General features: G+C 48.6%; 13 protein-coding genes. 10 read left to right on the top strand and 3 right to left on the bottom strand.

The features are described 5' to 3' along the window. The first annotated feature begins 4 nt into the window (after positions 1–4). The 7 genes from BMZ72_RS31970 to BMZ72_RS31940 all read left to right on the top strand — a co-directional run bounded on the left by BMZ72_RS31970 (position 5) and on the right by BMZ72_RS31940 (position 11873). Complete coding sequence (locus BMZ72_RS31970; RefSeq protein WP_089814813.1) at positions 5–2719, top strand: ATP-binding protein; 2715 nt, start codon at positions 5–7, stop codon at positions 2717–2719. After that, positions 2719–3828, top strand: a complete 1110-nt coding sequence (locus tag BMZ72_RS31965) for a trypsin-like peptidase domain-containing protein (protein ID WP_089814810.1) — start codon at positions 2719–2721, stop codon at positions 3826–3828. The genes BMZ72_RS31970 and BMZ72_RS31965 overlap by 1 nt, the downstream gene beginning before the upstream one ends. Positions 3829–4044: 216 nt before the next feature. Beyond that, positions 4045–4641, top strand: coding sequence for an RNA polymerase sigma-70 factor (locus BMZ72_RS31960; RefSeq protein ID WP_089814808.1), 597 nt, complete (start codon positions 4045–4047; stop codon positions 4639–4641). A 63-nt stretch (positions 4642–4704) separates the two neighbouring features. Next, positions 4705–5685 (top strand): FecR family protein, encoded by a 981-nt coding sequence (locus BMZ72_RS31955; RefSeq protein WP_089814806.1) that lies wholly within the window; start codon positions 4705–4707, stop codon positions 5683–5685. 129 nt (positions 5686–5814) lie between these two features. Next, on the top strand, positions 5815–9060 hold the full coding sequence (locus BMZ72_RS31950) for a SusC/RagA family TonB-linked outer membrane protein (protein ID WP_089814804.1): 3246 nt from the start codon (positions 5815–5817) through the stop codon (positions 9058–9060). A 12-nt stretch (positions 9061–9072) separates the two neighbouring features. Beyond that, positions 9073–10542 carry a SusD/RagB family nutrient-binding outer membrane lipoprotein gene (locus BMZ72_RS31945; RefSeq protein WP_089814986.1) on the top strand — a complete coding sequence of 490 codons (1470 nt, stop codon included), beginning with the start codon at positions 9073–9075 and terminating at the stop codon, positions 10540–10542. 8 nt (positions 10543–10550) lie between these two features. Then, the gene (locus BMZ72_RS31940; RefSeq protein ID WP_089814984.1) at positions 10551–11873 is read left to right on the top strand and encodes a purple acid phosphatase family protein; all 1323 of its coding nucleotides are present in this window, start codon (positions 10551–10553) and stop codon (positions 11871–11873) included. Here BMZ72_RS31940 and BMZ72_RS31935 read toward each other — a convergent pair. After that, positions 11841–12761, bottom strand: a complete 921-nt coding sequence (locus tag BMZ72_RS31935; RefSeq protein WP_089814802.1) for an alpha/beta hydrolase — start codon at positions 12759–12761, stop codon at positions 11841–11843. The genes BMZ72_RS31940 and BMZ72_RS31935 overlap by 33 nt on opposite strands. Positions 12762–12914: 153 nt before the next feature. On the opposite strand from BMZ72_RS31935, the gene BMZ72_RS31930 reads away from it, so the two are divergent. Continuing rightward, positions 12915–14348: a hypothetical protein gene (locus BMZ72_RS31930; RefSeq protein WP_089814800.1), complete on the top strand. Its 1434-nt coding sequence runs from the start codon at positions 12915–12917 to the stop codon at positions 14346–14348. Positions 14349–14566: 218 nt separating this feature from the next. Here the strand turns inward: BMZ72_RS31930 and BMZ72_RS31925 are convergent, their stop codons facing one another. Continuing rightward, entirely contained in the window at positions 14567–14962 is a 396-nt protein-coding gene (locus BMZ72_RS31925) for a hypothetical protein (RefSeq protein WP_089814799.1), read from the bottom strand. A gap of 101 nt (positions 14963–15063) precedes the next feature. Beyond that, a complete protein-coding gene (locus tag BMZ72_RS31920) occupies positions 15064–16497 on the bottom strand; it encodes a MocR-like pyridoxine biosynthesis transcription factor PdxR (RefSeq protein ID WP_089814797.1) in 1434 nt (477 codons plus the stop codon). Between the two features lie 84 nt (positions 16498–16581). Here BMZ72_RS31920 and BMZ72_RS31915 point away from each other — a divergent pair, with 84 nt between their 5' ends. Both BMZ72_RS31915 and BMZ72_RS31910 read left to right on the top strand, forming a co-directional pair. Beyond that, positions 16582–17025: a carboxymuconolactone decarboxylase family protein gene (locus BMZ72_RS31915; protein ID WP_089814795.1), complete on the top strand. Its 444-nt coding sequence runs from the start codon at positions 16582–16584 to the stop codon at positions 17023–17025. A gap of 11 nt (positions 17026–17036) precedes the next feature. Then, on the top strand, positions 17037–17660 hold the full coding sequence (locus tag BMZ72_RS31910) for an FMN-dependent NADH-azoreductase (RefSeq protein ID WP_089814793.1): 624 nt from the start codon (positions 17037–17039) through the stop codon (positions 17658–17660). The last annotated feature ends 5 nt before the right edge of the window (positions 17661–17665 follow it).

The raw sequence follows: 17665 nt of genomic DNA, 5'->3' as shown, positions 1-17665 counted from the left end.
AGCCATGGAAAAAAATCAGACCACAGCAGACATACTCGCCCGATACGCACAGAAGCGTAAGGAAAAGGAAGCTGGTTCTCCTAAACAGGAACATAATCCGCAACTCCAGTCTTACCTGCAGGCAGCAGCTGTACTCCATTGTTTTGAACCGGAGACCCTGCTTCCGATCAATAGTCAGTATGTGCATCCCCAGGTACGGGTGTTACTCTATGATTATATCACACACGTAGCCGGCGGACTGGGATCAGGATCATTTGCCCTGAAGATGCCCGTTCGTCAGCAGACGCTAAAGGAACTCGGTACTAAAGCTGCCATGGCGGAGGTGCTAAAAGCCAATCCCAAACGTACAATAACCGACCTCCAGCAAACATTTGAAACGTATGTCAATAGTCCGGAGCCGGACTATGAGATCGCAGACATGAAATACCAGGAACTGACCCTGCTCTGTCAGCTGGTGACCTGGCTGGATGGTCTCGATCCACAGTTACCACCCCTCTCTGACCTCCTCCCCTTACTGGAAAAGAAAAGTGTGCTTGCCGGGTTTGAACACCTGGTAGATAATAATTTCATGGGGCGGCAGGACGAACTGCAACAACTGCGTGAGTTTATTCATATCAGTGATAAAAAGCGTACGCTTGCAGGCAAGATCCTGAAAGACCTGCTTGTCAATAACCCCGAGGCCGGCCGTAAACCGATCCTTTCTGTCTGCGGACCAGGCGGCATCGGTAAGTCAGCCCTGCTGGCACGGCTACTAATGGAAAACAGCGTTGGTAAAAAAGCGCAGCGTATTCCCTTTGCCTATCTTGCCTTTGACCAGCCGACCCTCCGGATCGAAGCGCCTTTCACCATACTCCTGGAAGCCATCTCACAATTGGAGTTACAGTTACCCGACCATAAAGCACACTTTGACGATTTCAGGGATCAGGTACGCAACTTCCGGGATGATCAGGGCAACATCAAGTCAAGGGGTCTCTCCTTTGATACCAGGGCCGGACGTATTAACGTCAGTCTGGGTATCAACCAGTCCCTCTATCAAAACTTTGGCGCCCTCTTACAGGAATTACAAACAGACTTCAATCAGGCAGTAGTACTGGTACTGGATACTTTCGAAGAAGTAGAATACAGGGATAAAGAGAGTCTCTCCGGTTTCTGGACCATGTTGCAGGAGATCCACCAGGTATATCCCCTGTTCAGCGTGATCATTGCCGGCCGTACTTCCGTCCGGGATATGCGGGGAGATACCGGTTTTGTAGAAGAAATACACCTGGAACATCTCAAACCGGCAGATAGTATTCAGCTGCTCAAAAATCTGGGTATCGAAGCGGCTACAGCCGCAACGGTTGTAGAACATATAGGAGGCAACCCCTTGTCACTCCGTCTGGCGGCGAACCTGATCACTTCCATGAAGGCCAGCGGCGAAAAGCTGGCATTTGACGATTTTACCTATAACAGCGCCCTGACCTTCGAACTGAATGAGCAGCTGATCCAGGGGCAGTTGTACAACCGTATACTGAACCACATACACGATGAAAATGTAAGAAAGCTGGCACATCCCGGCATGGCTTTAAGGGTGATAAGTCCCGAAATCATATTAGCGGTGCTGGCGCCTATCTGCGACCTTCCGGTGAGTAACCTGGATGAGGCGATGCAGCTCTTTGAAGACCTTAAACGGGAACATGCACTCGTCAGGATCGGACCGGAGGATACGCTGATCTATCGCCCGGAAATACGTCAGGCGATGATTAAGTTATTACAGCAGGATAAATTCGACCAGCTGCGGGAACTGCACCGGCAGGCGATCTTTTACTACTCAAACAAACAGTACCCGGACCAGCAGAAGATCGTTGCCGGCAGAGCGGAAGAAATGTATCACCGGCTGGCATTAGGGGAAGATCTACCAGATGATCTTCGTACCAGATGGATGGATGGGATAGAAAGTTCTGTTGTACAGAACCTGCAGGAATACTCCGCTACTATGCAGGCATGGCTCGCATCTGTGATCAGTCTAGAAGTATCCAGGGATGTATATGCGCATGCTTCGCTGCTGGAATGGGAGAACAATATCACCCGTAAAGTACAGAAAGCGCTGGCGCAATACAATATCGACGAAGCGCTGCAACTGTTACACGAAAGACCTGACCGGTCAGCAACCAGTCCCCTCTATGCACTGGAAGCGAAAGCCCTGCTGATCAGGGAAGATCTGGAAGAAGCGGACTGGATACTGCAGCAGGGGATTACAAAGATTTCCGGCGAAGCTAATCCCGGCAGACTAGCGGAACTTTTCTGGTTGTATGCGCAGGTATGGCTGCTGAAAGGTAATTATACAAGTCCGATCGTTGCATTGGAAATGGCGGGAAAAGCAGCATCAAAACTAGCTTCTCCCATCGCGCAGATGCAGATATTATGTCATCTGCTGAAGATCACGACAGACAATAACGGCACCGCTGCACAGATACGTGATTTGCGGACAAGGCTCAATAACGCCGCCAAAAAACTAACAATTCTCTACAATCATCAGGACGCGTTCGTGATACGGATGGCCAAGTTCTATCTACAGGAAGAATTCCCTGATACCTATGACATGCTGGACATGTTTGAGCCGGATACGCAGGAGGTATGGAATGACATGCTGACAAACGAAAATATCCGCGGACTGGATGAATCCCGGGGAAACTGGGAACAGGGAGATCAATTTGAAACCTTTGAAGCACTTGCATAATGGCATATTTAGATCCAGGTGAAGTAAATGATCTCAGCGTGGCGATCGCGTCCGCGACAGATCCGATCGCCAACAGGGGCGCATTATATCAGTCAGTCGATCCCAGGGTCATGATGGTGATGCCCATCGGTGGAGGGGCCATCCTTCCGAAACTGATGACGGAGATCGCCTTTATGAACAACCTGGAAAGGATCACCACCGGACAGGTCCCTTTACAGATATTTCTGCAGAATGCAGCCCTGCTGGTCAGTGTGGTACCGGCCAGCGAGAAGACGGTCCGCCTGCTGCTGGAAAAGGTCATTCAGTTATCCTCCGGCGCCCCGCCTGTCAATATTTCCCTGGCTCCGATCATCAACCAGACCTTTATTCACCGGGATGATACTGTCACCTTCTCCTTTGTCGATAACGCGCTTAAAACGGCTAATTCCGTCTTTAAACTACGCATTCCCGCTATTGAGCATGGACAGCCCCGGCTGGATCAGAGTGGTAGTCCGTTACAATTTCTCGGTACCGGCTGGCTACTGACAGATTCTTTGCTCATCACCAATCATCATGTCGTCAATGCCCGGCAGGATGGAGAAGGTGAAGCGGCAGAAGCAGACCTCCTTTTACAGGGAAGTGGTGCAGGGGTGATCAGTGATTATAATGTGGAAGGTGTAGCAGAGAATTTGCCTGTTCAGGCGATAAAACTGGAAGCCTGGCAGAAAAGCCTTGATTATGCGGTTATCCGTATCCCTCCCAGCGGCAGAACGCCGCTCCGGAGAAATCTGGTGACCATACAGGTACAACATGACCCGATACCCGTCAATATTGTCCAGCATCCGGGAGGACGCAGTAAACGCTATGGCATCCGTAACAACCTGGTCTATGCATCTACGCCAGAGAGCTTATGTTACTTTACCGATACGGAATCGGGTTCTTCCGGAGCACCCGTACTCAATGATAAATGGGAAGTAGTGGCTTTACACCGGGGGGCTAAATATGTAACCGGTGTCCGGTTCCAGGGTAAGGATACGGCCTACGTAAATGTAGGCACGCACCTTAAACTGATTATCGACGATATACAGCAACGATACCCTGCATTAGCCAATGAGATTTTACAGGGATGATTATTCATTCATGCCGGCTAAAGGCGGCGGGAGCAGGTTTGCGTACCTCGTGGATCAATCTTTTATTATCTGTGTATAAGCATGTACACGGTAACCGGATGTGTATAATAACTGCCGCCATCAGGGAAAATAATTTACGCAATCCGGAAAAAGACAGGGATTAATAATGCCTTAACATAGTACTTCTATATTTGCTCCCATCAAAACAGTGATCTGATGGCATCCTCTCCGCTGACCGATATTTTGCTACATGACTGGCTGACTGGTGATGATTCGCATTTCAGGCCCTTATTTGAGCACTATTTCCCCCGTCTGAAACGTTATGCTGCCGGCTTTAGCGGCGACGCTGTAACGGGCGAAGAACTGGCCATGAATGTCCTGCTGAAGGTATGGCAGCAGAAAGAACGTATCAGTACCGTAAAGGATTTTGATAGTTATCTGTTCACGATGATGCGCCATGAGGTCATCAGTATGATACGCCAGCGGAAAACGATCACAGATAGTCTTACTGACAGTACGGCCGAAACACCGGCGCCGGAAAACATCAATGATACAATTAGTTACCGGGAACTATTACGCCGTTACCGGCAGTGTCTGGACAAGCTCCCTCCCCGCCGCCGGGAAGCATTTATCCTGAACCGGGAGAAAGGTATGAGCTATGCAGAAATAGCTGCCGCACTCAATGTCTCCATCTTTACCGTACAAAATCACATTGCCTCTTCCCTGAAGTTCATGCGCGCAGAACTGGATGATTATGCCGATTTTCTGCCCGTACTACTCTTATTTGCCTTGCCAATGTTAACTGTATATTAATTCAACTTTACCGGATAGTTTGACGCCTCCTTTGCCTGCGTCCTTTAGGATGAACAAGCTATTATGGTCCATCATCCACCTGGCAGAGCACAGCTCATCGCCTATTTTGAAGGTAAGATTACAGACGCCGCCACTAAGGAGGCAATAGAAGCATATATTGCTGCGGATACTGATCCGTTGCTGGTACAGGCCTGTATGCAGACTGCCTGGGAAAAGATCCGTGAAGCGGATGTATCTGACAGTACACCGGCGGACTGGCACCGGTTCCGGATGTTGGCGGGTATCCGTACATCACGGAACAGATTCCTTCGTCCGATGTTAGCAGCTGCGGCCACTTTATTATTACTCCTTTCTTTATCCTATATCTATTTTATGCTGCGCAAACCGGCTGTGACGATTCCACTCGCCTGGCAGGAGATCACTGCTGGTCCGCGGGAATTGCGTACTATCCGCCTGCCCGATGGTAGTGACCTGACCCTTTTCCCGGGATCAACGGTCAGCTATAGTAATGAATATAATAAAAACGCACGTGCGATCAGGCTGAAGGGACGCGCCTACTTTAACGTCGCTACTGTTGCCGGTAAACCGTTTACTGTTTCCGCTGGCAACTATACCACACAGGTACTGGGTACCTCCTTTGAAATATTTGAACGACCGCAACGACAGGAGCTGTCTGTTGTACTCGTATCCGGTAAGGTCAGGTTGTTGAATGCACAGCAACAGCTCTTATCTGATCTGCGTCCGGATGAGCAGATCACCATCCACACAGACAATGCCCATTTCAATATCCTGCCGGTTACCGCGCAAAATATGGTTGCCTGGACCACAGGAAAGCTCTCCTATGATCAGGCGACGCTGGCAGATGTATGCCGGGAACTGGAGAAATGGTATGGGGTCAATATTACGATACAGCGGCCGGCGCTGGAGAAGAAACGTATTACGGCCGACTTTGAACACCTCTCCCTCCCAGCTGTTCTGCATATCCTGTCAGAGACCGCGGGCTTTAACTATACAGAGAAGGACCATCACATAGCAGTGTACTAACAAAAATAAAAACGCCCCGTAGCAGCGGGGCGCCTTTCGCAACTGACTGGTTTATCAGCCAAGTAACGAGGTATGCAGGCGTGAACCACCTGCAAGGAATTCAACTGTAAAATAATGAAAACATTTTTAATGCATCGATTACTGATGCTTGTTTTCCTATTGGCTGTCTGTAGCAGGCTATTTGCACAGCAGCCCCTGGAAAAGGTACTGACCTTCAAAGGCAGCGCCATCACTGTACAACAGTTCATTCAACAGGTAAAAAGTCAGCAACAGCTGCAGTTTACCTTTGATGAAGATGTGAATGCCCTGCTGTCCCGCACGGTGCATATCCGCAAAAACACTGTCTCTTTAAAAGAAGCCCTCGACTGGCTAGCCACAGACGCCTCCATCCATTGCCGTATCCTCAATAACTATGCGATCCTCAGCGTGCTGCCTGCCCAGCAGAAAACACCTGCAGCCACACCCAATCCGACCTCTCTGGAACTGCCTCAGCCCTCTACCAAGGCACTGGGAGAAGTCGTGGTAACCGCCCTGGGTATCAAAAAAAGCGAACGTAACCTGGGATATTCCGTTGCACAGCTGTCTTCCAAAGACGTCAGCGATGTACCGCAACCCAATGTATTGAACAGCCTCGCGGCCCGCGTACCAGGTGTAAGTATCCGTAGTACAGGGTCGGATCCGGGTTCAAGTGTGATGGTGACCATCCGCGGACAATCCTCTATCAGCAAAGACAACCAGCCGCTGTATGTAGTGGATGGCGTACCGGTAGCACCGGCTATCCAGAATCCCGCACAGGCAGTAGATGGTAAACAGACCATTGACTATGGTAGTCCGATCAGTGATATCAGTGCAGACGATATCGCCAGCATCACCGTATTGAAAGGCGCCAGCGCAGCTGCCTTATATGGTAGCCGCGCCGGATCAGGTGTTATCCTGATCACGACTAAATCGGGTGCTGCGAAAAAAGGTCTGGGCGTTAGCTTCAACTCCAGCGCTGTATTTGACAAAGCCTGGATGTTCCCGCATTTCCAAAATGAATTTGGTTCCGGTGACTGGACTGGCAGCGACAATACCATCAGTACCGGCGCCTGGGGACCTAAACTGAATACCGGTCGTAAACTGGTACAGTGGAATAGTCCGCTGGACGAAAACGGCGACCCTTTACCATTAGACTGGGTGGCTTATCCAGACCGTGTAAAGGACTTCTTTCGTACGGGTCATACCTTTACCAATAATATCGCCGTATCTAAAAGTACAGACGCCGGCAACTTCAGACTGTCCTATGGCAATCTGCAGAACCGTGGTATCGTGCCGAATACAGATCTGAAACGTGATAACCTGACCTTCTCAGGCACCTATCATCTCAATAAATCCATCCACCTCAGCACCAACCTTGCCTATACCAATAACCGTAGCGCCAACCGTCCTTCTGCCTATACAGAAAGCGTGACCATGCAGGTATATAAACTGACGCCAAACGTCGATATCCATGCACTGCGTAACTACTGGATACCAGGTAAAGAAGGGTTGCAACAGTACAACCCTTACAGCACGGATGACAACCCTTACCTGATCGCATATGAAGAAACCAACAGTTACACCCGTAACCGCATGACGGGTAACGTACAGGCTTCTTTTGATATCAGACCTGATCTGACACTGATGCTGCGTACGGGACTGGATTATTATGCACTGAGTGAAGACCAGCGCAGACCGTTCAGCGCCAAGAGAAATCCTAAAGGCGCCTATGTGCTGGAGAATGACAATTTCAAGGAGCAGAACAGCGATTTCCTCCTGACCTATAAACCGAACCTGAACAGCGATTTCAAAGTATCTGTGGCTGTCGGTGGTAACCGTATGGACCAGGAAAGCACCTCCAATCAGCAATCCACCGGAAGTCTGACACTGCCGGGTGTATACAACCTGTCCAATGCCGCTGCAGGCGCATTAGTGAATACCCAGTCCTTCCGTAAAAAGCGGATCAACAGTATATACGGTATCGGTGAGGTAAGTTACCATAACTACCTTTTCCTGAACCTGACGGCCCGTAATGACTGGAGCAGCACCCTGCCTAAACAGAACAATTCCTACTTCTATCCTTCCGTATCCCTGAGTGCGATCCTCTCTGATATGCTGGACATCAAATGGCAGGACCTCTCTTACCTGAAACTGCGTGCCAACTGGTCACAGGTAGGTTCTGATACGGATCCTTATCAGCTGTACAACACGGTACCATTTGATACCGACTGGGGTAGTGTAAAACGTGCAACTATCAGTTTCAATCAGAAAAACAGTCTGCTGAAACCGGAGATCGCCACTTCCTATGAAGCCGGTGTAGATGCAAGCTTCTTTAAAGACCGTGTAGGCTTCAATATCACCTGGTATAAAACCAACAACCGCAACCAGATCATCCAGGTACCTACCACCATTGCTTCCGGCGCCAGCACGATGCTGATCAATGCAGGTAATATCCAGAACAGCGGATGGGAAATCGGGCTGAACCTGGTGCCTGTAAAAAGCACGGCTTTTACCTGGAAATCTGACATCAACTTCACCCGCAACGTCAATAAAGTGATAGAACTGACACCGGCGGTGACCAGCTATATGTTGGGTAGTACAGACGGTAGCAACATCGAATACCTGATCAAAGAAGGTACTAAAATGGGCGATTTCTACACCAGGAGCTGGGTGAAAGTAAAAGAGGGCGCTTATGCCGGACAGGCATTACTAAATAGTAATGGTTTACAGCAACAGGATGTTGATTTTGTAAAGATCGGTAACTACAATCCGGACTTTATGGTTGGTTTCAACAACAATTTCCGTTACAAAAACCTGAGCTGCAACTTCCTGATCGACTGGCGCAAGGGCGGTTCCTATTACTCCTATGTAGCGAAAAGCCTGATCCAGGATGGTCGTACGACCAATACCCTGCGCGGACGTGATGCGGCGCATGGCGGTCTGACCTGGACTGATGCCAATGGTACTGTACGCGATGACGGGATGATCATGGAAGGTGTGATCGCTAATGGCGATGGTACTTACAAACCGAATGACGTGATCATTGATGCCGCGACCTATTATGACAATAAATACTGGAAATATTACGAGAATGAGACTTACAGCGCTACTTATGTAAAGCTGAAAGAAGTATCACTCACCTATGCATTTGGTCGCGGTGTAATGCAGCGTATCCCATTCCTGAGCAACCTGTCCCTTTCGCTGATCGGCAACAATCTTTATACCTGGGCAGCAGCAAAGAATGGCTACGATCCTGAGATCACGATGAGCCTTTCCAGCCAGCGTTACCAGGGTGTAGGTCACTGGACCTTACCAGGTACCCGCTCTTACGGTGCTAAACTCAGTTGCAATTTCTAATCAATGACAATCATGAAACGATCTAATATACTATATAGTCTGCTGACAGCAATGACGCTGACAGCCTGTACAAAAGACTTCGAGGAAATCAATACCAACCCTAACAGTCCGTCTGAAACCAGACCGGAATATCACCTTACCGAAGCGGTGACACAAACGGCCTATGCCTATGCGGAGAATGGTTTTGCAAGAAGACCAGCTGCCCTGGGCCGTTATATCACCCTGATCCGTAACAATGATTATGAACTGTTCCGCTGGACGGCGGTAGACTGGTCAGATATCTATCAGCGTGCGATGATCATCAAAACCATGCAGCAGGAAGGAGCGGCAAGCGGTCAGCCGGCATATACCGCTGCCGGTAATGTCCTCCTGGCATTCAACATGGCCTACCTGACGGACCTGTATGGCGACGTACCTTATTCCCAGGCCTTACAGTCAGTGGAGAACGGTAATATCAAGCCTGCCTATGACAAACAGGAGGAGGTGTATAAAAGTCTGCTGGCTGTATTGAAAGAAGCCAATACACAGCTTAAAAACGGCGGCGCTGGTCTGAATGCAGGTGCGGATGCCTTATTTGGCGGCGATCTGCTGAAGTGGCGTAAACTGGCGAACTCCCTGCGACTGCGGATGCTCTTACGTTGTTCAAAAAACTATGCTGCTGCCTTTACGGAGATGCAGGAGATCCTCAATAACAAAACCGAGTATCCTATTATGGAAAGCAATGCGGATAATGCGGAAGTAGCTTATCTCGGTGTTAAAAAGGATGATAGCTGGGCTGGCGGACCACTGAACATGATTGACAATGATTTCCTGAAAACAAAAGCCAGTAAAGAACTGGTAGACGTACTGATTGCACGTAATGACCCGAGACTGGAACTCTGGATCGCTCCTGTGAGCGGTAAAGAGGGTGCTACCATTGATCAGCACCAGTATGTTGGTATCCCGCATGCGTATACCAATCCGGCGGACTATAACGGTGGCGAAACCCATCAGTCTACCCTTTCTTCCTTCTTCAGAAAAGACAAACCGGCCACTTTCAAGGCGAGTCTGATGGTCTATTCAGAAGTATGCTTTATCCTGGCGGAAGCGATGCAACGCGGTAAGGTGACTGTAAACGGTAGTACGGCAGAATCCCTGTATAACAACGGTATCCAGTCTTCTATGGCCTATTACGGACAGACAGACGAGGCTCAGAAACGCGACTACTATAACCAGGCTATTGTAAAATACAATGGTACACTGGAGCAGCTGATCACCCAGAAATGGATCGCGATGACCTTCAAAGGTGCTGAGGGCTGGTTTGATTTCAGACGTACCGGTTATCCGGCATTCGTCGTAGGACCGATGGCTTTCCAGCCACAGTTCCCGGTACGATATGCGTGGCCAACCTCTGAGCAGGACGTAAATCTGGACAATTATAAAGCGGCGATCAGTGTATTTGGCGCAGATGACATCAATACAAAAATGTGGTACCTGAAATGAGTATGGATATGGAAAAAAAGACAGTTGCCAGAAGGAAATTCCTTTCCGGTTTTATCAAAGCAGGTGCGTTGCTTCCGTTTACGGGAGCAGCCGCCTTTGCCAAAGCCGCTACCCCTCCTGTGGTGCAACATACGGAGGGATATATTGCAGGCAATACACCTGACAGGATCATTCTCACGATCACGCAGGACCCTGCCACCAGTGCCACGATCAACTGGCGCAGCGCAGCAGGTATCAATACGGCTTATATAGAATATACCACAGCGGATGCGCACCCTGAGTTTGCGGCCAATGTGAAGCGGCTTACGGCCAATAGTGAAGCGTTTAAACTGGAAGCACTGGATGTGGTTTATCATCGGATCACACTAACAGGCTTGCAATCAGCTACATTATATACCTACCGGGTAGGCAGTGACAACGGCTGGAGCGAATGGCTGCAATTTAAAACAGCGGCGGCCACACCCGGTAAAACTTCCTTTATTTACCTGGGTGATGCACAGGTGGGTATCCGTCCGTTCTGGAGTCGTGTGATCAGGAAAGCGTATGCACAGTTGCCCGATGCGCAGGCGATCATTCACGCCGGGGATCTGGTGAACCGGGCCAATAATGACGAGGAATGGGGACAATGGTTTGAAGCAGGCGGATATATCCACGGCAGCATTCCTTCGCTGGTAACGCCGGGCAATCATGAGTATACCCACGAGGATGGCCAGCCACATCTGTCACTCTTCTGGAAAAAGCAGTTTTCCCTGCCGGGAAATGGTACCGGTGATGCGCAGCTGGAGGGATCGGTATTTTATGCGGACATACAGGGAGTGCGGTTCATTTCCCTGAATACGATGATGATGGAAGAGGCCAGCTCAGATGCGCTGATCGACACACAGGTGAAATGGCTGGAAGCAGCGTTGGAAAACAATCCGAATAAGTGGACGGTGGTAACGATGCATCACCCGGTATTTTCAACGAAAAAGGGGCGTTATAATGAGAAAGTGCGGGCACATTTTAAGCCTGTCTTTGACAAATACAAAGTAGATATCGTCTTACAGGGGCATGACCATGCCTATGGACGTGGTATGCAGCAGGTAGCCCCTTACGGCACCATGTATGTGGTATCCGTAAGTGGCTCCAAGATGTATGAATATGAGAAAATGGAATGGGCTGATATTGTAGCCGGGCATTTGCAGATGTATCATCTCATTACCATTGAGAATGACCGGCTGAGTTTCCGTTCCCATCTCGCTACGGGTGAACTGTTTGATTCGTTCATCCTTGAAAAACGGCGTAACAAGCCAAACAGGTTATTGCCTTTTCAGCCATCCGTTGTCGCGTAACCAGTTTTCCAGTCTGTCTAACCAGTGTTCATCAGGATTGCTGGTTCTCATCCCAAAGCCATGACCGCCGCGCTGGTAAGCATGTAGTTCCGCAGGAACGTTATGCTTTACCAGTGCGGTATAAAAGGCGATACTATTCCCTACTACTACCCCTTTATCGTCTGTCGCGTGTACCAGGAAGGTAGGCGGCGTTTGATCCGTTACCTGGAGCTCATTACTGAATGCCTGTACGGTTGCCGGCCTGGCATCTTTACCGATCAGGTTATTCTTTGAGCCCTGGTGTGTAAGACTATCTGCCATGCTGATCACGGGATATACTAGCACCAGGAAGTCAGGACGCAGGCTGGTCTGCTCCGGATTGGGAATATACGCGTGATCGAAATGCGTACCGGCTGTAGATGCGAGATGTCCGCCGGCAGAAGACCCCATCAGTCCTACCCTGTTCACATCGATATGCCATTCTTTCGCCCGCTGGCGTACCAGGCGGATTGCCTGCTGCGCATCCTGTAGAGGACCGATTGTGCGATCCCGCATAGTGGCATCGTCCGGCATTCTGTATTTCAGCACGAGGACAGTGATCCCCATTTCATTGAGTCTTCGGGCAAAATTGATCCCTTCATGCGTATAGGCGAGAAAGCTGTAGCCACCACCCGGACAAACGATCATAGCAGCGCCGTTTGCCTTATCTGCCGGTGGCAGGAAGAGCTGTACTGTCGGAACGGATACTTTTTCAAATGACAGGCTTCCGTTATTATCGTTTTTTACTTCCTTATCGGGTACATTACGGCTGTTGACAACACTATCCGGATACAGCGGTATGAACTGCTGTGCTTTGGAGGCACCTGCGATCAGGGTCATAGCTGTCAGACAGATAAGACGTTTATTCATGTGGAATCTTTTCTTTTGCGAAAGATAAGGCAACAATATCGCATCTTATAAAAAAAACTATATTGCGAAATTGTTGCTAACGTCGTTCTTCCTGGTAACCTGTCACCTTATGGAAATTACAGACTGTCTGCATCATTTCCCTAAATCCTGCATATGAAACGTTCGTGTCTGATCCTGACCATATTACTATATCTCTGTCTATCTACCCTGGCGCAGACAAAAGACACGCTTCCTGCACAAAACCCGTATGCTAAATTATATTATTCCAGGAGTGATATAGAACAGCTAAAGAGAACGGCAGATTCTCTGAATCTCAAATACCTGGAATGCGTGCCTAATCCTCTATATCATTCACTTCCACAGACAGAGGGAACCGTTGTCACATTAAGCGGAGTCAAAAAGGAGGACAAACCTAAACTGGAAGATCTGCTGAAAAAAGGAGCTACTTTACAGGAGATACGTGCTGCTGAACTGAGTATAATCGAGGATAGCGCACATGTTCTTATCGCCTATGAAAACAGTTACGACCAACGCAGGAAACAAATGGTCACCACCATTTATAGTGGGGATGCAAAAAGAATCACGAATCAGGAACTTTCCGACCTCTTCTCTCCTTCCGATACCTGGATGTATGTTTCGCATTTTTGGAATGATAAATATTCTTTCGTGGCATGGCGGCGAGATCATTCCTTCAGTAGCATACAGTTACCTGTGGAATATGCAAAAATGATACAGTATGTCGATTGTATGGTAGATCCCTGTATCAGTATCACGTTGTATGATCAGCGGGAAGAAGGTGCGACCAATGAGTCCCTTAAGAAGCTGGTAACTTATATGATGCTGAAAAACCCCAGACCGGCGGATCTGGGAGATGATCCTAATCTGACCCTCAGTGACTACAATTACCTGTACAATGACCTGAAAACAAATGCCCGGACAAGAGAACTATTCGACGGGGCTATAAAGGAAGCCATAGAAAAAAGAATCGGAAACGAAACCCTGGAGCTGTTGGCAGATGGTAGGTATTCCCCGGATACGCTTCTGCTGCTTAAACGCATACGCCAGGTGGTCGGCTTCTGCAGCATGGACAATGCACCCAGCCTACACACAAGAGATATTGCCAAACTTGCAGCACAAACACATCAGTGGCCGGTGTTTATCAGATCACACCTGGATATCATGAACGATCGTTTCCAGCGTAACAGCGATGCCAGTTATGGAAAAGTCATCCGGGGAACACACTTTCCTGAACTGGAATTACTGGATATTCCCGTGCAACAGCTATTGCTTGGTACCGTCTTCTGGGCGAGTGATCTGGCAGAAGGGCATTATTGGGGTAACATCGGCCGCCTGGGACGCGCCTTCACGGAATCAGCGCATGCCGCAGATTTTGAGAAACAGGTACTAAAATGTATGCAGGATGACTCGCTTGATCCAATTAACCGTTGTCTGTTTTTCATGTTATATACCAGCTATTGCTTCGAGCTAAAAGATACAGCTGCATCATCAGAAAAAATAGCGGCGCTGAAGGCTGATGCAGCTGCTTATCCGGAATATATCAGCAGGACCATCCACAAGCTACATTGATGTTAAAATAGCCGGACCAAAAGTTAAAATTACCTGTATTATCTGCATGAACATCAGCTGGCCGAACTGGCGGATGCAAATGGTATGAGCAATGGAAGTGTCAGGGCTGCTGATTTTCCTGCCTATATCAGTGCAACACTGGGTTACCCATAATAAAAAAGGAAAAGGAGTATCAGCTGAACCGTGTGATACCCCTTTTCCTTTAATAAGCTGATCCCTTAATAACTCATATATACTGTTACAACAGCATGATGGTTATTCGTATTGGTGGCGTTCACGATATGCGTGCCACTGGCTACCACCGTAGTACCTGACTTCACCGTGATAGAGAATTGCTCTCCCAGTTCTCCAGATGCATAAAATTCATAGAACTGCCGGCCGGATACGATTTTGCTTTGGACAGGCGTTGGATAGTTGACACCAGAAGATTCATTCTTTATACTGGCGGTCAGACCGGCATAAGACTGGCTTGGAGAATCCACGTACACGTGAAAGTTCATCACCGCTCTTCTGGCGGCTGGTGTTGTCAGCTGACTGAATACACCTGCACGGAAGCCTGAAAATACAAGGGCGCAGCATACTAATAAAAGCGCAATACTCAGTTTCATTTTCATAAAATGGATATTTTAGTCGTGCTAAAATATCGTGCACTGATGCAATCCGGCTGCGGAGAATTTGTTATTATTTCTGGTAAGCGCCGATAGCAGGAATTGCTTTAATATTGTTCCAGTACTTTCCGCAGAATTGCCATCACCTTTTTCATCTCTCTTTCATTCAGGGAAGCGAAGCCCATTCGCAACCCATTCAGCCTGTCTGCCACCGGATCATAGGCTGTCCCGTCAGACATTTTCAGCCCCTGCTCCCCTGCCCTGGCAGCGATGACAGACAGTTTAAATTTAGGGGCAAACTGTACCCATACGGCCATGCCCCCATCTGGTTTGCGGAAGCGGACATATTCACCCAACTCCTTTTCCAGTAATTCGCAGAAAAGATCTCTTCGTTGCTGATATAATTTCAGGGACTTACGGATATGTCGTTGTATGACGCCGTCTTCAAACAGGGCTGCCAGGGAGTCTTCAAATAAGAGGTCACCCCGGAGATCAATGACTTTTTTGACCTGTGCCGCCCGGCTGACAAACTCCTCTGATGCTATAAGATAGCCCAGGCGCATAGAGGCGGCCAGGTTTTTGGTCACCGAGCCTATATACAACACATGGCCCCCATGGTCTGCACTCGCCAGTGGTAATATCGGCCGGTGGGTATAGTGAAATTCATAATCATAGTCGTCTTCAATGGTATAGAATCCATGTTTTCTGATCAGTGACAACAGTTTCATTCTCCTTGCCGCGCTTAAAGTCACCGTTGTAGGGTGATGATGATGCGGGACGATATATAACAGCCTGAATTTTCGTTTACAGGCCTTTTCGACCTGATCAACATCAATCCCTTCCTCATCCACCGGAATACGGGTTATTTTAGCCCCTAACTGCTCAAATACGGCTGTTGCCAGTCTGTAGCCCGGGTCTCCTACCAACACCTCATCCCCCGGTTTTATCAGGGTGGCTGCTACCACATAAATGGCCATCTGTGCGCCGCGTGTCAATAGTAACATTTCCGGCGTCATCGCAATGCCTCTTGAGCCACTGATATGTTCTGCCAGGGTTTTTCTTAGTCTGAAGCTCCCCCGGCTATCGGAGTACATGGAAGTACGTTCCACATCGTCGTTATAGAAAGCCTGTCGCTGGAGTTTGAACAACTGTTCTACCGGGGCAATCCGGTGATCCGGAAAACCGTCATTGATCACATAGCGGAATTGTTGCTGCGAACCGGAGCCTGCCAATGATCTGTCTGTTGCTGCCGGTAAACTACTCCGGAAAGTACGGGGCTTCAGATCGGGCAGATTCTCCGCCACTACCATCCCCGAACGGGGCTTACTATAGATCCAGTCCTGGGCCGCCATTTCATCATAGGCTGCTACCACCGTCCTGGCATGAATATGCAATTCCGCCGCCATTACCCGGATAGAAGGTAAACGGGTGCCCGGTTTCAGTACACCACTCCTGATCAGGTTGATCAGTCCGTTCGCCAGCTGCACGTATACCGCCTGTGACGACTGTTTATCTATATGGAGCAACATTGTATCCAGCATAATCTGTACTACCTAATTAATAAAATCTGTATGACTAAGGTAGTACAATCGCTTCATAACTTTGTGTCAACAAAAACAAACAAAATGGCAACAAGAACATTCATCGGCAAAAACAATCCTGAATTGTACAAAGCGATGGCAGACCTGGACAAGGCGGTACATGCGGCAGGTATTGATAAATGGCATCATGAACTGATCAAGATCTCGGCTTCACACTTTAATGGCTGTGCCTACTGTGTTGATAAACACACGCAGGATGCCCTTTCTCTGGATATTCCTGTCAGGAAGATCATATTGATCCCGGTATGGCATGAAGCTACTGATCACTTTACAGCGGAAGAACAACTGATCCTGCAGCTGACAAAAGCAGTGACCTTTATACATGAACATGGTATTGCCGACGAACTGTATGATGAATGTCTGCGTGTATTCGGAGAAGATTATACGGCTAAACTGATCGCAGCAGCTACTGTCATCAATACGTGGAACCGTGTAGGCGTTTCTTTTAAGCTGCAACCTAAATTCTGATCTCTTCTTTTATGAAAGTATTACATATTGACAGCAGCATCCGCAATGAGCGTTCTGTATCAAAGGAATTGTCTGCCTACTTCATGACAACACTGCATGCCCGGTTCGGGAAGTTGCCGGTTGACTATCTCGATCTGTCTGTCGATACGCCTTCGCATCCTTCTGCGCTTTTTGTACAGGGTAACTATACACCGCCGGAAGAGCGAACACCGGCAATGATCGCTGCGCTGGCGGAGTCGGAAGCGCTGGTGGACAGATTACATGCTGCGGATATCTACGTGATTGGCATGCCCATGTATAACTTCTCTGTGCCTTCTTATTTCAAGGTGTTTATAGATAACATCGTGCGGATCAACAGGACATTTGGCAAGAAGGATAACCATTATGAAGGCTTACTGAAGAACAAAAAAGTCTATATCATCAATACGAGGGGGGCGGACTTCTCAGCGGGCTTTATGCAGGAACAATCTATGGACCAGTTGCAGCCTTACCTGGAAAGGGTATTCGCCTTCCTCGGACTACATGATCTCCACTTCATCAATGTGTATCCTGTGCAGTTTGCCGGTGCAGAAGCCAGGGAAGCAGCGATTGAAAATGCCAGAAAGAAAATAACCGATCTCGTTCACACGCTTTAAATAAT

The sequence above is a fragment of the Chitinophaga sp. YR627 genome, from assembly GCF_900114995.1.
Lineage (GTDB): Bacteria > Bacteroidota > Bacteroidia > Chitinophagales > Chitinophagaceae > Chitinophaga.
The sequence above is the reverse complement of the archived record's forward strand: the minus strand, read 5'-3'. Positions and strand labels throughout refer to the sequence as shown.

Coding starts and splice junctions, on each gene's coding strand:
- BMZ72_RS31950 (WP_089814804.1), top strand. CDS start 5,815: ATGCATCGATTACTGATGCTTGTTTTCCTATTGGCTGTCTGTAGCAGG.
- BMZ72_RS31965 (WP_089814810.1), top strand. CDS start 2,719: ATGGCATATTTAGATCCAGGTGAAGTAAATGATCTCAGCGTGGCGATC.
- BMZ72_RS31970 (WP_089814813.1), top strand. CDS start 5: ATGGAAAAAAATCAGACCACAGCAGACATACTCGCCCGATACGCACAG.
- BMZ72_RS31935 (WP_089814802.1), bottom strand. CDS start 12,761: ATGAATAAACGTCTTATCTGTCTGACAGCTATGACCCTGATCGCAGGT.
- BMZ72_RS31915 (WP_089814795.1), top strand. CDS start 16,582: ATGGCAACAAGAACATTCATCGGCAAAAACAATCCTGAATTGTACAAA.
- BMZ72_RS31910 (WP_089814793.1), top strand. CDS start 17,037: ATGAAAGTATTACATATTGACAGCAGCATCCGCAATGAGCGTTCTGTA.
- BMZ72_RS31920 (WP_089814797.1), bottom strand. CDS start 16,497: ATGCTGGATACAATGTTGCTCCATATAGATAAACAGTCGTCACAGGCG.
- BMZ72_RS31955 (WP_089814806.1), top strand. CDS start 4,705: ATGGTCCATCATCCACCTGGCAGAGCACAGCTCATCGCCTATTTTGAA.
- BMZ72_RS31925 (WP_089814799.1), bottom strand. CDS start 14,962: ATGAAAATGAAACTGAGTATTGCGCTTTTATTAGTATGCTGCGCCCTT.
- BMZ72_RS31930 (WP_089814800.1), top strand. CDS start 12,915: ATGAAACGTTCGTGTCTGATCCTGACCATATTACTATATCTCTGTCTA.
- BMZ72_RS31960 (WP_089814808.1), top strand. CDS start 4,045: ATGGCATCCTCTCCGCTGACCGATATTTTGCTACATGACTGGCTGACT.
- BMZ72_RS31945 (WP_089814986.1), top strand. CDS start 9,073: ATGAAACGATCTAATATACTATATAGTCTGCTGACAGCAATGACGCTG.
- BMZ72_RS31940 (WP_089814984.1), top strand. CDS start 10,551: ATGGAAAAAAAGACAGTTGCCAGAAGGAAATTCCTTTCCGGTTTTATC.